15 protein-coding genes are annotated in these 18,042 nt (G+C 61.6%); 4 read left to right on the top strand and 11 right to left on the bottom strand.

Features of this window, described 5'->3' with window-relative positions; genetic code table 11:
• Nucleotides 1-43: 43 nt before the first annotated feature.
• From HX899_RS22010 to HX899_RS21980, 7 genes are all read right to left on the bottom strand, one after another.
• Complete coding sequence (locus HX899_RS22010) at nt 44-1,177, bottom strand: Gfo/Idh/MocA family protein (protein WP_181293394.1); 1,134 nt, start codon at nt 1,175-1,177, stop codon at nt 44-46.
• A gap of 9 nt (nt 1,178-1,186) precedes the next feature.
• Nucleotides 1,187-1,948: a sugar phosphate isomerase/epimerase gene (locus tag HX899_RS22005; RefSeq protein ID WP_138329166.1), complete on the bottom strand. Its 762-nt coding sequence runs from the start codon at nt 1,946-1,948 to the stop codon at nt 1,187-1,189.
• A gap of 37 nt (nt 1,949-1,985) precedes the next feature.
• A complete protein-coding gene (locus tag HX899_RS22000; RefSeq protein ID WP_181293393.1) occupies nt 1,986-4,448 on the bottom strand; it encodes a glycosyl hydrolase 2 galactose-binding domain-containing protein in 2,463 nt (820 codons plus the stop codon).
• Between the two features lie 124 nt (nt 4,449-4,572).
• Nucleotides 4,573-5,664, bottom strand: a complete 1,092-nt coding sequence (locus HX899_RS21995) for an ABC transporter ATP-binding protein (RefSeq protein WP_173862949.1) — start codon at nt 5,662-5,664, stop codon at nt 4,573-4,575.
• Nucleotides 5,665-5,668: 4 nt separating this feature from the next.
• Nucleotides 5,669-6,613 carry a carbohydrate ABC transporter permease gene (locus HX899_RS21990; protein WP_138390982.1) on the bottom strand — a complete coding sequence of 315 codons (945 nt, stop codon included), beginning with the start codon at nt 6,611-6,613 and terminating at the stop codon, nt 5,669-5,671.
• Complete coding sequence (locus HX899_RS21985; RefSeq protein WP_029870732.1) at nt 6,606-7,511, bottom strand: carbohydrate ABC transporter permease; 906 nt, start codon at nt 7,509-7,511, stop codon at nt 6,606-6,608. Before HX899_RS21985 ends, HX899_RS21990 begins: the two co-directional genes overlap by 8 nt.
• Before the next feature lie 183 nt (nt 7,512-7,694).
• Nucleotides 7,695-8,930 (bottom strand): ABC transporter substrate-binding protein, encoded by a 1,236-nt coding sequence (locus HX899_RS21980; RefSeq protein ID WP_181293392.1) that lies wholly within the window; start codon nt 8,928-8,930, stop codon nt 7,695-7,697.
• 454 nt (nt 8,931-9,384) lie between these two features.
• Between HX899_RS21980 and HX899_RS21975 the strand changes: the two genes are divergently transcribed.
• A complete protein-coding gene (locus HX899_RS21975) occupies nt 9,385-10,428 on the top strand; it encodes a LacI family transcriptional regulator (protein WP_012757809.1) in 1,044 nt (347 codons plus the stop codon).
• A gap of 57 nt (nt 10,429-10,485) precedes the next feature.
• On the opposite strand, the gene leuS is transcribed toward HX899_RS21975, so the two are convergent.
• Together leuS and HX899_RS21965 are read right to left on the bottom strand one after the other, a co-directional pair.
• Complete coding sequence (leuS, locus tag HX899_RS21970; RefSeq protein WP_181293391.1) at nt 10,486-13,002, bottom strand: leucine--tRNA ligase; 2,517 nt, start codon at nt 13,000-13,002, stop codon at nt 10,486-10,488.
• Nucleotides 13,003-13,396: 394 nt separating this feature from the next.
• The gene (locus tag HX899_RS21965; protein ID WP_181293390.1) at nt 13,397-14,305 is read right to left on the bottom strand and encodes a LysR family transcriptional regulator; all 909 of its coding nucleotides are present in this window, start codon (nt 14,303-14,305) and stop codon (nt 13,397-13,399) included.
• Nucleotides 14,306-14,478: 173 nt separating this feature from the next.
• Here HX899_RS21965 and HX899_RS21960 point away from each other — a divergent pair, with 173 nt between their 5' ends.
• From HX899_RS21960 to HX899_RS21950, 3 genes are read left to right on the top strand one after another with little or no spacing between them, the layout of a single operon-like run.
• Nucleotides 14,479-15,093 carry a C39 family peptidase gene (locus HX899_RS21960; protein ID WP_181293389.1) on the top strand — a complete coding sequence of 205 codons (615 nt, stop codon included), beginning with the start codon at nt 14,479-14,481 and terminating at the stop codon, nt 15,091-15,093.
• Nucleotides 15,094-15,122: 29 nt separating this feature from the next.
• Complete coding sequence (locus HX899_RS21955; RefSeq protein WP_181293388.1) at nt 15,123-16,199, top strand: D-alanine--D-alanine ligase family protein; 1,077 nt, start codon at nt 15,123-15,125, stop codon at nt 16,197-16,199.
• A 13-nt stretch (nt 16,200-16,212) separates the two neighbouring features.
• Nucleotides 16,213-16,758, top strand: a complete 546-nt coding sequence (locus HX899_RS21950) for an AAA family ATPase (protein ID WP_181293387.1) — start codon at nt 16,213-16,215, stop codon at nt 16,756-16,758.
• An 8-nt stretch (nt 16,759-16,766) separates the two neighbouring features.
• Here the strand turns inward: HX899_RS21950 and HX899_RS21945 are convergent, their stop codons facing one another.
• Both HX899_RS21945 and HX899_RS21940 read right to left on the bottom strand, forming a co-directional pair.
• Complete coding sequence (locus HX899_RS21945) at nt 16,767-17,384, bottom strand: class I SAM-dependent methyltransferase (protein WP_181293386.1); 618 nt, start codon at nt 17,382-17,384, stop codon at nt 16,767-16,769.
• A gap of 105 nt (nt 17,385-17,489) precedes the next feature.
• Nucleotides 17,490-17,999, bottom strand: coding sequence for a GNAT family N-acetyltransferase (locus HX899_RS21940; protein ID WP_181293385.1), 510 nt, complete (start codon nt 17,997-17,999; stop codon nt 17,490-17,492).
• Between the last annotated feature and the right edge of the window lie 43 nt (nt 18,000-18,042).

Raw genomic sequence — 18,042 nt, 5'->3', positions numbered from 1 at the left:
GGCCCGGGCTCATCGCCCGCGCCGACAATAAGGTTTCGCAGGCCTACTTCAAGAGCGCCTGCGCCTCCTCGATGCCGAGGGCGGCCGGTTGCGTGCAGGTCGTGGTCAGGTCGATGAAACGGCCCTCTTCGCCAGATTTCAGGATCGAGGTCATGACGTCGACGCCGTGCAGCGTGCGGTCGAGCGAGCAACGCGCATCGCGGCCTTCGATCAGTGACATCGCCATGTCGGCAAGGCCGGCGGTGCGGTAGTTGGCGCGCGATCCGTTCGGGCTTTCCTGATTGATCTTGCCGAATGGATGCTCCCAGGCGTCGAGCTGCTTGATGTCCTTGTCGCGGCCGCTTGCCTCGACGGTACCGCCGAAGAAGTTCGGATCCGGCACGTAGAGCGAACCGTCGGTGCCGTAGAGTTCCATATTGGCATGGCGGTGCGACCAGACGTCCCAGCTCGCCGTCAGCGTCACCGTGGCGCCGTTGACGAATTCGAGCAGCGCCTGGATCGTCGTCGGCGTCTTGACCGGGATGATCTCACCGTTGCGCGGCTGGCTGGTGATGGTGCGGGTCGGCGACGCCATCGAGGTCATGCCGCCGACACGTTTGACCGGGCCGATCAGGTTGATCAGGTTGGCGATGTAATAAGGGCCGAGATCGAGGATCGGGCCACCGCCCGGCAAAAAGAAAAAGTCCGGGTTCGGATGCCACATCTCCATACCGGGGCTCATCACGTAACAGGCGCCCGAGGTCACCCGGCCGATGCCGCCGTCATCGATGAACTTGCGGGCAAGCTGATGGGCGCCGCCGAGGAAAGTGTCGGGCGCACAGCCGACGGCAAGGTTCTTTTCCTTGGCGATGCGACGAAGCTCCTCACCCTCCTCGAGCGAAAGCACCAGCGGCTTTTCGGAATACACGTGTTTTCCGGCCTCGAGGATCGCCTTCGATACCCGGAAATGCGCATCCGGGATCGTCAGGTTGACGACGACGTCGATCTCGTCATTGACGAGAAGCTCATCGATCGTCTGCGCTTTGACGCCATATTCCTTGGCGCGCGCCTCGGCCGCCTGCGCGTTGATATCGGCGCAGGCCAGCACCTTCAGCCCCTTGAAGAGCGGTGCCAGTGAGAAGTAAGTGGTGGAGATATTGCCGCATCCGATGATGCCGACGCCAAGTTCCCTAGTCATGATGAAGCCTCAGTAGGTCTGGAAGGATGCGATCGAGCGGCTGATGTTGCGGTCGATGTCATTCGGGTTATCGTGTTCGACGACGTAGTGCTTGGCCTTGGTGGCGCGCAGCGCCGTCATCAGCCTGGCCCACTCGACCTTGCCGTGGCCGACATCGGCCCAGCCGCTCTCATCCGCCGCTTCGCCCGCCGGCGCGATGTCCTTGACATGCACGGCGGTGATCCGCGGTCCGAGCTTCTCGACCCAGGCGAAGGGATCGGCGCCGCCACGGATAACCCAGGCGATATCGGCCTCCCAGGAAATGTCGGGCGCGCCTTCGAAGATGTGCTCGATCGGCCGCGAGCCGTCCTGCAGCTTGAAGAATTCGAAATCGTGATTATGCCAGCCGAATTCGTAGCCGGCAGCCTTATACGGCTTGCTGATCTCCTGCAGGCGCTTGCCAAAGGCGACCCAACCGGCGGCGTCGGACGGGCGTTCCTCGGCCGCCAGATGCGGCGCATAGATCGAATCCATGCCCAGGGTCTTGGCAATGTTCAGCGACTTCTCGACTTCCTTCTCCAGGAAATCGGGGCTGAAATGGCCGGTCGCCATGACCAGGCCGTTCTTGTCGAGATCGGCGCGAAGGCTCTTCAGCCCGGCATCATCGAGATCGGCATAGATGCCGCCGAAGCCCTCGACTTCGGCATAGCCAGCCTTGCCGAGCTTTTCGAAGATCGCCGAATAGGGCTGGAAGTTGCGGGCGCTATAGAGCTGGTAGCTAAGTTTCGTCATCATGTTCTCCTTGGGCCTCGTGCCCATTCTTGCAAGATCAATCTGCCGACTGGCAGGAATACAGGTCGTAGAACCGGAACTCCGGAAGCGCGCCACGATCAAGCGGCCGTGCTGGGGTAAAGGTGATCCGGCGGCTCTCGCCGGCCGCAAGATCGAAGGCGTTGTCGGAATATTTGCCGTCCGTCTCGGTCTCGATCATCACGAAAAGCGCAAGTCCCCTAGCGGTGACGTTGATGTCGACGGCGCCATTCTCCTCGACATATTCGTGGGTGACAGCAAGCCCCGCGGGCTCCAGCTCCAGCGCCTTGTAGGTGCCGTTGACGTAATGCCCCTCGCCGCCCGTACCGTTCGACGCGGTGAAGTGCCAGGCAAGCAGCGTTCCCTCTGGAATATCGGAGACGTCGATGCTCGTGGCAGTGACGGCCGCATCCGGCGAACACACGGCCTGCACGTCCTTCAGATGCCGGCGTTCGCCCTTCGTCGTCAGCAGCGAGATCGAAAGATCGACGCTGACATTGGCAAGCGTGTCGTTAACAAGCGAGAAGCGGATCGTCTTTCCGTCATCGGAAGGAATGGCAGCGACCGCGACCGGCTGGAAGAAGCGCTTGACGAGGTAGTGCATCGCTTTCCAGCGGCCGCCATAGTCGAGGCTCGACCAGGAGGCCACTGGCCAGGTGTCGTTGAGCTGCCAGTAGATCGTGCCCATGCAATGGGGTTTGAGCGACCGCCAGTATTCCACCGCCGTCTTGATCGCCAGCCCCTGCTGGATCTGGGAGAGATAGACGAAGTTCGGAAAATCCTTGGGGAAGCGGAAATAGCGGAACATCGTGCCGGCGATGCGCTCGTTGCCGCCGGCATTCTTCTGGTGCAGCTCCATGACGGGGGAAGCGACGTTCATGTCCTTCTCCTCGGCATAGGTCCTGATCACAGGCAGCGACGTATAGGACTGGAAGCCGAATTCCGAGCAGAAGCGCGGACGCACCGAGCGGTAATTGTCGAACGACTTGTTCTCGTGCCAGACCGACCAGTAGTGCATGTCGCCGGACCCGTCCGCATGCCAGGCATCGCCGAAATCGAGATAGCCGGACGCCGGGCTCGACGGCCACCAGAGCGCGCCGGGCAGCGCCTTCTTCACCGCCTGCTCGATGGTGCGGTTGAGGCGATCATAGGAGACGAGATAGCGGTCGCGGTCCTTCCTCGATTCCTCAAACCAGGTGAGCGCACCCACCAGCTCGTTGTCGCCGCACCAGAGCACGATCGACGGATGCGAGGAGAGCCGGCGCACCTGGTAATCGACCTCGATCGTTACATTGTCGAGGAAGTCCTCGGTCGAGGGGTAGAGGTTGCAGGCGAACATGAAGTCCTGCCAGACCATGAGGCCCAGTCGGTCGCAGAGATCATAGAAATGATCCTGCTCGTAGAAGCCGCCGCCCCAGACGCGGATCATATTCATATTGGCGGCTTTGGCCGATTGCAGCAGGTCCTCGGTCTTCTCAGGCGAAGACAGCGAAAACAGCGCGTCGGCCGGGATCCAGTTGGCGCCGCGGCAGAAGACCTCGTGGCCGTTGACCTTGAAAGCGAAGCGGCTGCCTGACGCATCCGGCGTGGTGATCAGCTCGATGGTGCGAAGACCGATCTGCTTGGTCACCTCATCCGTCGGCAATTCGACGGATAGCCTGTAGAGCGCCTGCTCGCCGCTGCCGGAGGGCCACCAGAGGCGCGGGTTGTCGATATGGAAGAGGTGGTTGACATGGGTCTCGCCGTTGACGCCGACATCGAGGCGCACGCGCTCGCCGTCGAGCTCGAAATAGACCTGGGCAATGTCTGGCCCCTTGGAAAACAGCGTCGCCGTCACTTTGAGATCGACCGAGCCGTCATTATTGTGGGTCTGGCGGGTGACGACGTGTTCGATGCGCGCCGTTTCGAGCTTTTTCAGCGCGATCGTCCCGTAGAGGCCGAGCGGCGCAATGGCAATGTTCCAGTCCCAGCCGAAATGGCATTGCGGCTTGCGCAGCATGTTGCCGTCGGGGATCGGCGAATTGCCCGTGCTGTAGGGAATGTAAAAGGGCTGCTGCTTCTGTCGCGCAGCGCCGACGGCAATGTTGGAGGCAAAGACGATGCGGATGCTGTTGTCGCCTGATTTCAGCATGCTGGAGACGTCAGGCCGGTAGCGGCGGAAGCTGTTGTCGGCTTCGAGCGCCAGGAAGCCGTTGACGTGGACGCTGGCGACCGTGTCGAGATAATCGATATCGAGATACCAGTCGCCTTCGACCTCCGGAAGCGTGAAGCTGCGCTCGACGGCCCATTCGCGCTCGGCCACCCACTGCACCTTTTCCTCGTTGCGGCCGAAATAGGGATCGGGGATCAGGCCTGCACGGTGGAGCGCGGTGTGCACGTCGCCCGGCAGCATGATCGCAGTACGGATCTCGCCGTCGACAGAGGCGAGCTGCCACGAACCGGAAAGGTCGATGTTGAAACCGTTCTTCGGCAAGGATGTCATAGTAGTATCCTGATCGGGCCGCTCCTGGGAGGCGCCGGACAAGCCGGACCGCGGCCGAATTTGGCTGGCCTGATGGCCGATTGGAGGTAGGGCGGCGCCATTTCGGCCCCGCCCGCAGAGTTCTCTAGAGACGCAGCTCGCTTTCGGCATCGAAGACCGAGGCAACCGTCATGTCGAAGCTGAGCTTCACCTTGGCTCCGACGTTGAAGCGGCGTGCGCCGTTGACACGTACAGACATCGTGTGACCGGCATGTTTCAGCCACAGCAGATTGTCCGCGCCCATCGGCTCCTCGATATCGACGGTGGCGTCATGTTCTTCGCCGCCGGTATTCTCGTTAACCTTGATGTGTTCAGGACGAACGCCGAGAACCACTTTGCGGCCGGGCTGCAGCGTCTCGCCAGCGTCGTAGTCAGCGAGCGAGAAAATGACGCCGTTGGCTAAAAAGGCAATGCCCTCGCCTGATTTGACCAGCTCACCGTGCAGGAAATTCATCGACGGCGAGCCGATGAAGCCGGCAACGAACAGATTGCGCGGCCTGTTATAGATCGTCGTCGGATCGTCGAGCTGCTGGATGATGCCGCTCTTCATGATGGCGATGCGGTCGGCAAGCGTCAGCGCCTCGATCTGGTCGTGGGTCACGTAGATCATCGTGTTCTTCAGCGACTGGTGCAGGCGCTTGATCTCGACGCGCAGCTCCGAGCGGAGCTTGGCGTCGAGATTGGACAGCGGCTCGTCGAACAGGAAGACGTCGACGTCGCGCACCAGTGCCCGGCCGATCGCCACGCGCTGGCGCTGGCCGCCGGATAGCTCAGCCGGCTTGCGCTTCAGCAGCGGCTGAATCTGCAGGATTTCGGAAGCACGTGCCACCCGCTTGTCGATCTCGGCCTGCGGCACCTTGGCGACGCGAAGACCGAATGACAGGTTCTTCTCGACGGTCATCTGTGGATAGAGCGCATAAGACTGGAACACCATGCCGATGCCGCGGTCCTTCGGCTCTTCCCAGGTAACGTTCTTGCCCTTGATGAAGATCTGCCCTTCCGAGGCGTCGAGCAGGCCGGCGATGCAATTCAGCAAGGTCGACTTGCCGCAGCCGGACGAGCCGAGCAGCACCAGGAATTCGCCGTCGTTGATGTCGAGATTGAGATCCTTCAGCACGCTCACCGCGCCGAAATTCAGGGACAGATCCTTGATGGAGACGCTTGCATTCATATTCATGAGATCAACCCTTCACTGCGCCGGCGGCGATGCCGCGGACGAAAAGCCGCCCCGACACGAAGTAGACGATGAGCGGCACGAGACCGGTGAGGATCGTTGCCGCCATGTTGACGTTGTATTCCTTCACGCCCTGGACGGAATTGACGATGTTGTTGAGCTGCACGGTCATCGGGTAGGTATCCGGCCGGGTGAAGACCACGCCGAACAGGAAGTCGTTCCAGATGCCGGTCACCTGCAGGATCATCGCGACCACGAAGATCGGCAGCGACATCGGCAGCATGATCCGCAGGAAGATCTGCCAGAAGCCCGCCCCGTCGACACGCGCCGCTTTGAACAGTTCCTCCGGCAGCGACACGAAATAGTTGCGGAAAAGCAGCGTCAGGATCGGCATGCCGAAGATCGAATGCACGACAATGAGGCCGGTCAGCGTGCCGTAGATGCCGATTTCGCGCAGGATGATGACGATCGGATAGATCATCACCTGATAGGGAATGAATGCGCCGACGATGAGGATCGAGAAAAAAAGCTCGGATCCTCTGAAGCGCCAGTTTGCCAGCGCGTAGCCGTTCACCGAGGCGATCGCGATCGAGATGATCACCGACGGCACCGTGATGCGAACTGAATTCCAGAAGCCGCGCGACAGGCCATCGCAGTTGAGCCCGGTGCAGGCCTGCGCCCAGGCTTTCACCCAGGGTTCGAAGGTGATCTCCATTGGCGGCGAAAAGATGTTGCCGAGACGGATTTCCGGCATGCCCTTCAGCGACGTCACGACCATCACATAGAGCGGCAGCAGATAGTAGAGCGCTGCGATCGTCAATGTGCCATAGAGCATGATGTTGCGCGCCGACACCGCAGGGCGCGGCCGGGGGCCGCTGGGGCCTTCGCCGAGTTTCGGCGCGACGGCGTCGATGCCGGCAGACGTGGTGTTGAGAGTTCCTACATCAGCCACGCTTGCGCCCTCCGCCGAATTCCAGATAGGCCCACGGAACGATAATGATCGCGACTGTGACGAGCATCATGGTCGAGGCAGCAAAGCCCTGCCCCAGGTTCTGCGCCTGGAACATGTAATCGTAGACATATTTCGCCGGCACTTCCGAGGAGATGCCCGGTCCGCCCGATGTCTGCGCGACCACGAGGTCGTAGACCTTGACGATGCCGGAGGCGATGATGACGATCGTCGTGATGAAGACCGGCCGCATCATCGGGATGACGATGAAGAGATAGGTCCTCCACATCGGAATGCCGTCCACACGCGCCGCTTTCCAGATGTCCTCGTCGATCCCACGCAGGCCGGCAAGCATCAGGCACATGACGAGACCCGTCCCCTGCCACAGCGCCGCGATCAGAATGCCGTAGATGACGATTTCAGGCGTATAGAGCGGATTGAAAGTGAAACTTGTCCACCCCATCGAGCGCACCACAGCCTGGATGCCGAAATCGGGGTTCAGAACCCATTGCCAGACGAGGCCCGTCACGATGAAGGACAGCGCGAAGGGATAGAGAAAGATGGTGCGGAAAGTGTTTTCGAAACGGATCTTCTGGTCCATCAGCGCGGCAAGCATGAAACCGATGACCAGGCTGAAGATCAGCGAGAGAATGCCGTAGACAGCCAGATTCTCGATCGCCGTCACCCAGCGCGGCGCAGCCCACAGGCGCTCGTACTGATCGAAGCCGACAAAGCTCAACCGCGGAAGGAGCTTGGAATTGGTGAAGGAATAAAAAACCGTCCACAACGTCCCACCGACAAAGATCACCAGCGCCGTCAGGATCATCGGAATGGACGCAATCTTGGCATTCAGATTGCGCAGTAACTTATTTGGCCGGCCTGCTCGCGCTTGACCCGTCATGAATACTTCTCCTCAAATCGCAACTGAGACCAGTGACAGATCGGCAAGGCGCCGCCTGTCGTCTCCATCTCCGAAACCTGCTGAAGATACCAGAGATACGCCGCCGCCCGCCGGACCATCACCTGCCGTCCGGAACGGTCCGGCACCATGGGTGCCGGACCGCAAGGGCAGCGAATCTGCTGATCAGTCAGCAGAAGCGATGATCCCGGCGAAACGCTTCTGAGCGTCTTCCGGCGTCATCGACGGATTGGCGAAGAATTCGGAGAAGAGGTCTTCCTTCTGCTTCTGGCTGTCGGCCGAAAGCAGCTGGTCGGTGCCTTGGATCACGTTGCCCTTGGCCAGGATGTCGAGACCCTTCTTCATGCAATCATTGGCGGCGGCGAGATCGACGTCGCCGCGAACCGGCAGCGAACCCTTCTTCAGATTAAAGGCAACCTGGGTCTTGGGATCGAGCAGGGTCTTGGCAAGCACGGCCTGCGCCTTGGACTTTTCTTCGTCCTTCAGCAGCGGGAAGTAGAAGGCGTCGCCGCCAGTCGAGATGATCTCGTTCACGCCGAGGCCCGGCAGGCAGGTATAGTCGGTACCGGCCTTTTGACCGGCGAGCGCGAACTCACCCTGCGACCAGTCGCCCATGATCTGGCCGCCGGCCTTGCCTGTGATGACAAGGTTGGTGGCCTGGTTCCAATCCTGGACGTTGCTGCCTTTGGCCATGCGCCGAGCGTCGTCGGCCGCCTTGAAGACCTTGGCGATTTCGGGACCGGCGGCAACTTCCGCATCCTTGTCCTTGAAGACCTTGTTGAAGGTATCCTTGCCGGCGACCGCAACCATCAGCACGTCGAAGGCGCCAGTTGCCTGCCACGGCTGACCGCCGACGGCGAGCGGAATGATGCCGGCCTTTTCGAGAGCCGGAGCAGCAGCGACGAACTCGTCCCAATTCTTGGGAACCTCGACGCCGGCCTTCTTGAAGGCGGCGTTCGAAAGCCACAGCCACTGCCAGGAGTGGATGTTGACGGGAGCGCAGTAGATCTTGCCGTCGATGGTGCAGGAATCGAGCAGGCTCGACGGACGAATAATGTCCTTCCACTTCTCGGCGGTCGCCACATCGGTCAGATCGCGCATCAGGCCGGCCTGGACAAGTTCCTCGGCCTGGCGGCCATGGTTGAACTGGGTTGCTCCCATCGGATCACCGCCGGTGATGCGGCTGATCATGATCGGACGGGCAGTGCCGCCGGAACCGGCGATAGCACCGTCGACCCAGTGGTTGCCGGTGGCGTCGAATGCCTTTGCCAACTCGGCGACGGCAGCGGATTCGCCGCCCGATGTCCACCAGTGCGTGACTTCGAGATCGGTGGCGTTGGCGGCGCTGAACGGAAGCGCGACCGAAGCGGCAAGCACGGCCGCCATTATACGGATTTTCATGAGTTCTCCTCCCTCACTGAAACGTTGCCGGAAAAACTTAGATCAATCGATTTCTCCACGCAACTGCCCGCAGGCAAATTTTTCCGTGATAACCGGAATTGCTACTTCTGCCTGTTTACATCAGGAGCACTGCATCCCCTTGAAACGATACCAGGCCGGGCGTTCCCGCACATGCGTTGCCACTTTATCAGTTTGAATTTGCGTAATAATTTTACACAATAAATTTAGCCTTCCAATTCAGTCTCTTCGCAATCGCAATAAAACAGAGCACGGATTGCCGATTCAACCTATACGTACAATGTTGCAATGCACACAACAAAAAGCACTCGACATTTCTACTGTATCGTTACAGATTGCATTCTTCAGGGAGGTGCGATTTTGGCATGCGGCGGGCTTACGACGCTGGAAAAAGCCTCTATAAGCGACACCAATTCGCGCAGGACGGCCTAAAGGGATGGAAAACAAGGGAAATTTCGGGAACGCGGCATCGACGCCGGCAGCGCGCGAGCGCCCGACGTTGAAGACGATCGCCTTCATGACGGGCCTTGGCGTGACGACGGTGTCGCGTGCGCTGAAGGATGCGCCGGATATCGGGGCCGAAACCAAGGAGCGCGTGCGCATGGTCGCCCGCCAGCTCGGCTACCAGCCGAACAGGGCGGGTGTGCGCCTCCGTACCGGCAAGACCAACGTCATCGCCCTCGTCCTCAGCATCGACGAGGAGATCATGGGCTTCTCGAGCCAGATGGTCTTCGGCATCTCCGAGGTGCTATCCGGCACGCCCTATCATATCGTCATCACGCCGCATTCGCACAGCAAGGACCCGATGCTGCCGGTGCGCTATATCCTTGATACCGGCTCGGCCGACGGCGTCATCATCTCACGCATCGAGCCAGACGATCCGCGCGTAAGGCTGCTGAGCGAGCGCGGCATGCCCTTTGCCACGCATGGGCGCACCGATGCGGGTCTGACGCATCCCTTCCACGATTTCGACAACGAGGCCTTCGCCCATAAGGCGGTGGAAAAGCTGGTCAAGCGCGGCCGGCGCCGCATCGCCCTGCTGCAGCCGCCGAGCAAACTCACTTACTACGCCCATATCCGCATCGGCTTCCAGACCGGCCTGCATGATTATGGCGCCGAGGAAGTGCCGCTGCGCATCAACACCGACGCCCCGCTCGCCGACATCCGCGACGTCGTCGAGGTGATGATGCGCTCGGCCAACGCACCGGATGGCATCGTCTGTTCGGCCGGCAGTGCTGCAATCGCCGTCAATGCCGGCATCGAAGCCGCCGGCAAGGCGCTCGGCCGCGATCTCGACATGGTCTCCAAACAATCGGTGCCGATCCTCAACTGGATCCGCCCCGAGATCATCACCGCCCAGGAGGACGTCCGCCACGCCGGCCGCGAAATGGCCAAAGCCGTCATCGCCCGCATCGACGGCGTCGAACCGGAACTGCTGCAGAGCATTAGTCAGCCGACCTGGCCGGAGAGTGGCAGGTAGGCAGTCGGTTGAAGGAACGGACCGTCGGGTTCAAATCCGACGATCCGCTTTGGATCATCACAGGTCTTCGACGACGAAATTCACCAGTCGCCCCGGAACCAGAACTTCCTTGACCACCGTTTTGCCGTCGAGCAAGGCCATAACGGAAGGTTCGGATCGCGCCGCTGCAAGCAGCGCCTCGCCGAGATCGGCGGCGGCTTCGAAGCGGTGGCGAACCTTGCCGTTGATCTGCACGACATATTCGCGGGTCTCCATCTCGATCATTGCAGGATCGAAAGTGGGCCAGGAAACCCATGTCAGTGTTTCCCCGTGACCAAGCTTGCTCCATAACTCCTCCGCGATGTGAGGCGCAAAGGGTGCGAGCAACAGCACGAATGTCTCCACCACTTCGCGCGGACGCACTGCTTCCGCCGTCAGTGCGTTGGCCAGTTCCATCAGCCGGGAAACCGCGGTATTGAACCGAATTGCTTCGATATCCGCCGTCACGGTCTTCACCGTCTGGTGGCGCAAGCGCAGAAGCTGCGGGCTGGGGGCCGCCTCCAGCACCACTGGAGAGAGGCCATCGCTCTCGTCGCAGACAATGCGCCAGGCACGCTCCAGAAACCGACGCACGCCGATCACGCCAGCGGTCTGCCAGGGTTTTGCCGCGTCCAGAGGTCCCATGAACATCTCGTACAGGCGCAAGGCGTCGGCCCCGAACTGATCGACAACATCGTCGGGATTGACAACGTTCAGCCGCGACTTCGACATCTTCTCGACGGCGCGCTGCACTTCGACCGACCCAGCGAACCATCTGCCCTCCTCTTCGACGACCGACGACGGCGCGTAATACCGGCCAGCCGCATCGCGGTAGGAATGAGCAAGGATCATGCCTTGGTTGAACAGCCGCTGGAACGGCTCTTCCGTCGAAACGACGCCGATGTCGTAGAGCACCTTATGCCAGAAGCGGGCATAGAGCAGGTGCAGGACCGCGTGCTCGGCGCCGCCGACATAGAGATCGACCGGCATCCAATAGCGCTCGGCCTCGCGCCCGACGGGTTTGCTGGTGTTCTCCGGATCGAGGAATCTGAGATAATACCAGCAGGAGCCCGCCCATTGCGGCATCGTGTTGGTCTCCCTCCGTGCCGGAATGTCGGTGCCCGGCACGGTCGTTTCGACCCAGGCCTGCGCACGGGCAAGCGGCGGTTCGCCATCCGGCGTCGGAGCGTAGTCGTCCAGTTCAGGCGGCAGCAGCGGCAGGCATTCCTCGGGCAGCGGCATCACCGAACCATCCGCCAGATGCAACACCGGGATCGGCTCACCCCAGTAGCGCTGGCGGGAAAACAGCCAGTCGCGCAGGCGGTGTATGACCTTCGGCCAGCCCGCGCCGTTCGCCTGCAGCCAGGCGATGATGGCGGATCTCGCCTCCGGCGAGCCCAGGCCATCCAGGAAGCCGGAGTTGGCCATCGCCCCCTCGCCCTCATAAGCCGCCTTTTCGATATCGTCCTCGCTGTCGATCACGCGAATGATCGGCAGGTCGTGCGCATGGGCAAAAGCGTAGTCGCGCGCGTCATGAGCCGGCACCGCCATCAGGGCGCCGGTGCCGTAGCCAGCCAGCACGTAATCGGCCACCCAAACCGGCAGCCGGGCTCCGTTGACAGGGTTGGTCGCATAAGCGCCGGTGAAGACGCCCGTCTTCTCGCGCCCGGCATCGGCCCGCACCGTCTCTTCCAATCCTTCGGCCTCGGCTATATAGGCGGCCACTGCCTCGCGCATTTCCGGCTCGATGATGGCGGCAACGGCAGGATGCTCCGGCGCGAGGACGATATAGCTTGCTCCGAACAGGGTCTCGGGGCGCGTCGTGAAGACGGTGATGACCTCTTTGCCGTGCTTGAGCGGAAACCGGATTTCGGCGCCCTCGGAGCGTCCGATCCAGTTGCGTTGCATGGTTTTCAGGTTTTCGGGCCAGTCGAGGCCGTCCAGTCCCTGCAGCAGCCGATCGGCATAGGCCGTGATGCGCAGCATCCACTGGCGCATCCTGCGGCGAATGACGGGATCGCCGGTCTCGACATAACGCCCGTCCCTGACCTCCTCGTCGGCAAGCACTGAGTTCTGGGCCGGGCACCAGTTGACCGCGACCTCCGCCTGATAGGCGAGGCCCTTCTCGAACAGCTTCAGGAAGATCCACTGCGTCCAGCGCACATAGGCGGGGTCGGTCGTGGCAAACTCGCGACTCCAGTCATAAGAAAAACCCAGCCTCTGCACCTGCCCGCGAAACGTCTCGATATTGCGCTTTGTCGTGATATCGGGATGCACACCAGTCCGCATCGCGTGGCGCTCCGCCGGCAGGCCGAAACTGTCCCATCCCATCGGATGCAGGACGTTGAAGCCGCGCATGCGTTTGTAGCGGCACGTTATATCCGTGGCCGTATAGCCGAGGGGATGGCCGACATGCAGGCCCGCACCCGAAGGATATGGGAACATGTCGAGTGCGTAGAATTTCGGTCTGGCCGGATCGATCTCCGCTCGAAAAATACGGTGATCGGCCCAATAAGCCTGCCACTTCGGTTCGATCGTCTTGGGATCATAAGGCATGCATCACTCCTGGCGCCGGCCGGCTATGCCGGCGACGTGTCCTAAAAATGAGAGGTACTCTTTGGTTCAGGAGCAGCTACGGCTGCCGGTGCTCCGGTGACGTCCGGCAGCCGCGGCTAAGTCGAAGCGCGCGCGAAGTTGCGGCGCACGACGTCTGCGCGACGCTCCGGACGAAAAAAGCGCGATGTGGCTTTGGAAGCGATCTGGTGTCCATGGACGGTGGCTCAAGGCAAATAAGGAGAAAGCAAACGACAGTATCAACCGGCTCCGATCAGGAGGCCGTGGTGGTAAGTCGTGCGTCGCGTGCGCGAACGCCTGCTGCTTGAGTTGCCATAATCATAAACCAAGAGTGCCCGATATGATCGCTCCTGCCAAGAGTGCATTCGCGCGAAAATCAGGATCTGTTCAAATCCCCCGGCGCGCTCTTTACCAGTTGATCGAGCACCGCCGCGATCTTCGGGTTACGCACCTCACCGCGCCGGGTAATGGCATAGATGCCCCGGTAGGTGGATGGCACCAGCGGCTTGACGGTCAGGCCTTCGCCAAAATCTCGAAGCGCCAGTCCGGGCATCACCGAAATCGAGCATCCGGCTTCGACCAGCGCGAACACGACTTCGAAACTATCGCTGAAACCGTTGATGACGGGCTCGTAACCGATGTCGCGGCAGGCCTGGCGGATGGCCCTGCAATAGGCGCTGGAGGCGACGTCGAGAGCCCAATGTTCATCCCTCAGCTGTGCGAGTTCGATGACGGGCTCGCTCTCCAGCCTGTGGCCAGCGGGCAGAAGCACGAAGAGCTGGTCGCGGCAGAGGAACAGCGTGTCGGCCGTGCCCTCCAGCGTATGCGGATCGAACGATATGTCGTCGGCAATGACGATATCGGCCTGCCAGGCCCGGAGCGCCGCCACGCCTTCGGCAGGTCCCATCGTCGTCATGACGATGTCGAGATGCGGATGGTCGATGGCGAGTTGGCGCATTGCGGCGGGAATGAAGGAGGAAGCCGCGGACGGCTGGGTGGCGATCCTCAGGTCGCCGGCGACGATATTCTGCAACTCGGCAATATCGGTCCTGGCTTCCTCGACAATGCCGAATATCCGGTCGGCATGCACAACGAGCCGCTGTCCGGCCGGTGTCAGCGTCACCCCTCGCCCGCGCCGCTCGACGAGCGCAATGCCGATTTCGTCCTCCAGTTGGGCGATCTGCTGGGAAACGGCCGATGAGGAAATGCCGAGCGCGTCGGCCACCGCCGCCATCGTCTCGCGGCGCGAAAGCTCGCGAAGCGTCCGTAATCTGAAAAAATCCAAACTTGGCTCCCTCGGCGGATCAATCAGCCATAATTTCTAACTTATATGCTTATTTTAATTAAGTAGACCTGAAGGAAAACGCACCCTACCGTCGGATTCGTTAGCGTGCATCGGCTCGAAAAAGCCCAGATTGCCCGCCATCTCAGAGACGAGTCACGGGGGATATCGACAGGATGCAGCAAAGCGGCGTGCCCTATTTCAGCCAATGGGAAACACCCGGCATGACGCTGCCGGTGCTTACCAAAGGATCGCAGGCTCTGCTCGGCGATCCGCTCTGGCGCCATTCGGGAGCCGCGACGATCGAGGAATATGCGCGCTGGGCGGTCAATGTCTGCGGCATGGCCTGCCTGAAGGTGATCCTTGCCGCGCGCGGCGAGATCCATCCTACACTCGAGCTTGCCCACGCCTGCACCGCCTATGGCGGTTATGTCGTCAACGAGATCGATGCATCGATCAAAGGGCTGATCTACGCGCCCTTCGTCCGCTTCGCCGCCGACCGTTTCGCGCTTAGCGCGGAGACGATGACCGGCGTCGAAACATCGGCCATTCCCCAGCTTCTGTCGAAGCGCCGGTTCTTCATCGCCTCGGTGAACTCGGGCATCCGCTGGCCGGAGCGCGAGCCGCCGTCGAAAGGCGGACACCTGGTGCTGGTGACGGCAGCCAGCGACGAGACAATCCGCTTTCACAACCCGTCCGGTCATGACGAAGCGAGCCAGGCCGATGTGACGCTGCCGCTAGCCGTCTTCGACCGCTTCTTCGCCAACCGCGGCATATCGGTCGACGCCTGATCCCTTTTTAAATCCTTTCGGAGGCTTTCATGACCCCATCCCCAAACAGGCTGCGCATTGTCGTGCTCTTCGGCGGCCGCTCGGCCGAGCATGAGGTTTCCGTGCTCTCGGCAACCAATGTCATGGGCGCGCTCCAGCCCGAAAAATACGACGCCATCCCTGTTTTCATCACCCGCGAGGGACAATGGCTGCTGAGCAATTTCGAGGACGGCATACTGGCGACACCTTCATCGGGCATGGAAATCTGCCTGGTGCCGGGTGGGCGCGGCCGGATGCTGGCGATCCCGGCTCATGGTGCCCCGCATGAGCTGGCGAGGATCGACATCCTGTTTCCCGTGCTGCACGGCCCGCATGGCGAAGACGGATCAGTACAGGGTGCGGCGGAGGTGGCCCGCATTCCACTCGCCGGTTGCGGCATCCTGGGTTCGGCCGCAGCGCTCGACAAGGACATCGCCAAACGCCTGCTGAGGGCGGCGGGCCTGCCGGTAGCGCGTGCGGTGACGATCCATCAGGGTACTGCCCCTTCGCTGGCAGCCCTCGAAGGTGAGCTCGGCCTGCCGCTCTTCATCAAGCCCGCGCGCCAGGGATCGTCGGTCGGCGTCGCCAAGGTCCATGCCAGCCAGGAATTCGCGCCCGCCCTTACTGAGGCCTTCCGCCACGATCGCACGCTGCTCGCCGAGGAATTCGTGCGCGGCCGTGAGATCGAATTCAGTGTGCTGGAGGATGCGGCAGGAGAACTCTTCGTCTCCCGGCCGGGCGAGATCGTGCCGGCGGAAAGCCACGGCTTCTATAGCTACGATGCCAAATATATCGACGAGAAAGGTGCGGCGTTGAAAGTGCCGGCCGAACTGCCGCAGGAGGTCGAGGCTGCCATGCGCGACGTGGCCGCAAAAGCCTTCAGAGCCGTCGGCTGCGATGGCATGGCCCGCATCGACCTCTTCCTGACGGATGACATGCAGTTCCTCGTCAATGAAATCAACACCATCCCCGGCTTTACCGATATCAGCATGTATTCCAAGGCGATGGCGGCAAGCGGCGTCACCTACGCCGAAATCATCGACCGCCTGGTGGACCACGGCTTGGCGCGCGACCGACGGGCGGCCTGACGGGAGCTCGATCATGAACAGGTCGGTCTTGATTTCGGGGTGTTCCGGCGGCGGAAAATCGACGCTGCTTGCGGAACTTGCCGCCCGCGGTCATGCCGTCGTCGAAGAGCCCGGCCGACGGATCGTCAAACAGGAACTCGAGGGCGACGGTGCGGCCCTGCCCTGGGTCGACATGGCGGCATTTGCCCGCCGCGCAATCGAGATGGCGATCGCCGACCACGCGGCGGCGCGTGAGCAGCTGGGCTGGACGTTTTTCGATCGTGGGCTGATCGATGCGGCGACAGCGCTGCAGCACCTCACCGGAGAACCGGTCCTGGAAAAATTGAGCGCCACCCGCCGCTATCACCCGAGGATTTTTCTCACACCGCCATGGCCCGAAATCTATACGACCGACCCCGAGCGGCGCCACGGCTTCGACGAGGCGGTCGCCGAATATGATCGACTTGCCGCCGTCTATCCGACGCTCGGCTACGACGTCGTCATGCTGCCGAAAATCGCGGTCGCCGACCGGGCGGATTTCATCCTCGACTGCCTCTCTCGGGAAACGAGGCAGCAGTAGACGAGACGTCAGTGCCTGCGAAAAACGCACCACTGGAACGACTGCCGGCCACCGCCGGGTGTCGTGTGTTCCTCCCGCCAGTCACGCTGAAGCGCGAAGGTGGACGAGAATTCAGTCGCAAGCGCCACCGCGTCGTAACGCTGGACCGGCAAGCCGCTGCACCGTTCCGGCCCGTCCGGCGCGAAGGTCGCGATGATCACGGCGCTGCCCGGCACCGTGCCGGTTTCGAGCGCGCGGCGATAGGCCAGCCGTTGCTCCGGTTCGGTGAGGAAGTGAAAGACGGCGCGGTCGTGCCACACATCGTAGTGGCGGTCGGGCTGCCATGAAGTGACGTCGGCAACCACCCAGGCGATGCGGACGGCTTCATCCCGCAGCCGCGCCTTGGCGACTTCGAGCGCCGGCGCGGCAATGTCGAGGACGGTGAGGTCGGACCACCCGCGTTCGACAAGACGGTCGACAAGGCTCGATGCGCCGCCGCCCACATCGATCAGCGACGCCGTTGCCGGCAGTTGCAGCTCGTCAAGCGCCCGCAAGGAAGGCCCAGGCGTCGGCTGATACCAGCTGACGCTGGCGGAAGGTTTCGTGCGGTAGACCTCGTCCCAGTGTTCCCGCTTCTCGCCCGTCATCCGATATCCCCATCTCTTGCAGAGCCCAATTCCCTAACTGATCAACATGTAAGAACTGAGACGTCTGCAACCAATCGCGGTGCGCCCAGGACCATGTTCCGCGTTTCAGGACGCGAGGTGACGGTAAACGAGATCGGCAGGATCCATTCGGGGTGCTGCGGGATCGAGACGCGCGCCCAGCCGTTTGGCAACGGCAACGGATGCAGCATTGCCGGGAGCGATATAGCTGACCAGCGACGGCAGCTTGAGCGTCGCGAAGGCCCAGTTGCGCAGCGCGAGCGCCGCTTCGGTCGCATAGCCTCTACCCTCGTATCCCTCGTAGACGAACCAGCCCAATTCCTTTTCGGGAAAGAGCGGTCCGTGATTGATCCCCACCTGACCGATGCATTCGCCGGTTTCGCCAAGCTCGATCATCAGCGCTCCGTGCCCGAAAAGCTGCCAAAGAGCGACGTCGTGACAGAACATTCCCCAAGCCGCGCGCAGATCGAACGGGCCGCCCATTCCGACGGATCGCGGCGACGCCATGATCTCAGCATAGGCGGCGAAATCGCCGATACCAGGCATGCGGAGCTTGAGACGCTCGGTTCGAATGGTCATCGCGCCCGCTTCGGACATGTGGTCACCTTCTCTGTCAGCTTGGGTTTGGAGTTTTGGCCGT

This window comes from Rhizobium sp. WYCCWR 11146 (assembly GCF_013591995.1).
Classification (GTDB): domain Bacteria; phylum Pseudomonadota; class Alphaproteobacteria; order Rhizobiales; family Rhizobiaceae; genus Rhizobium; species Rhizobium indicum.
The sequence above is the reverse complement of the archived record's forward strand: the minus strand, read 5'-3'. Positions and strand labels throughout refer to the sequence as shown.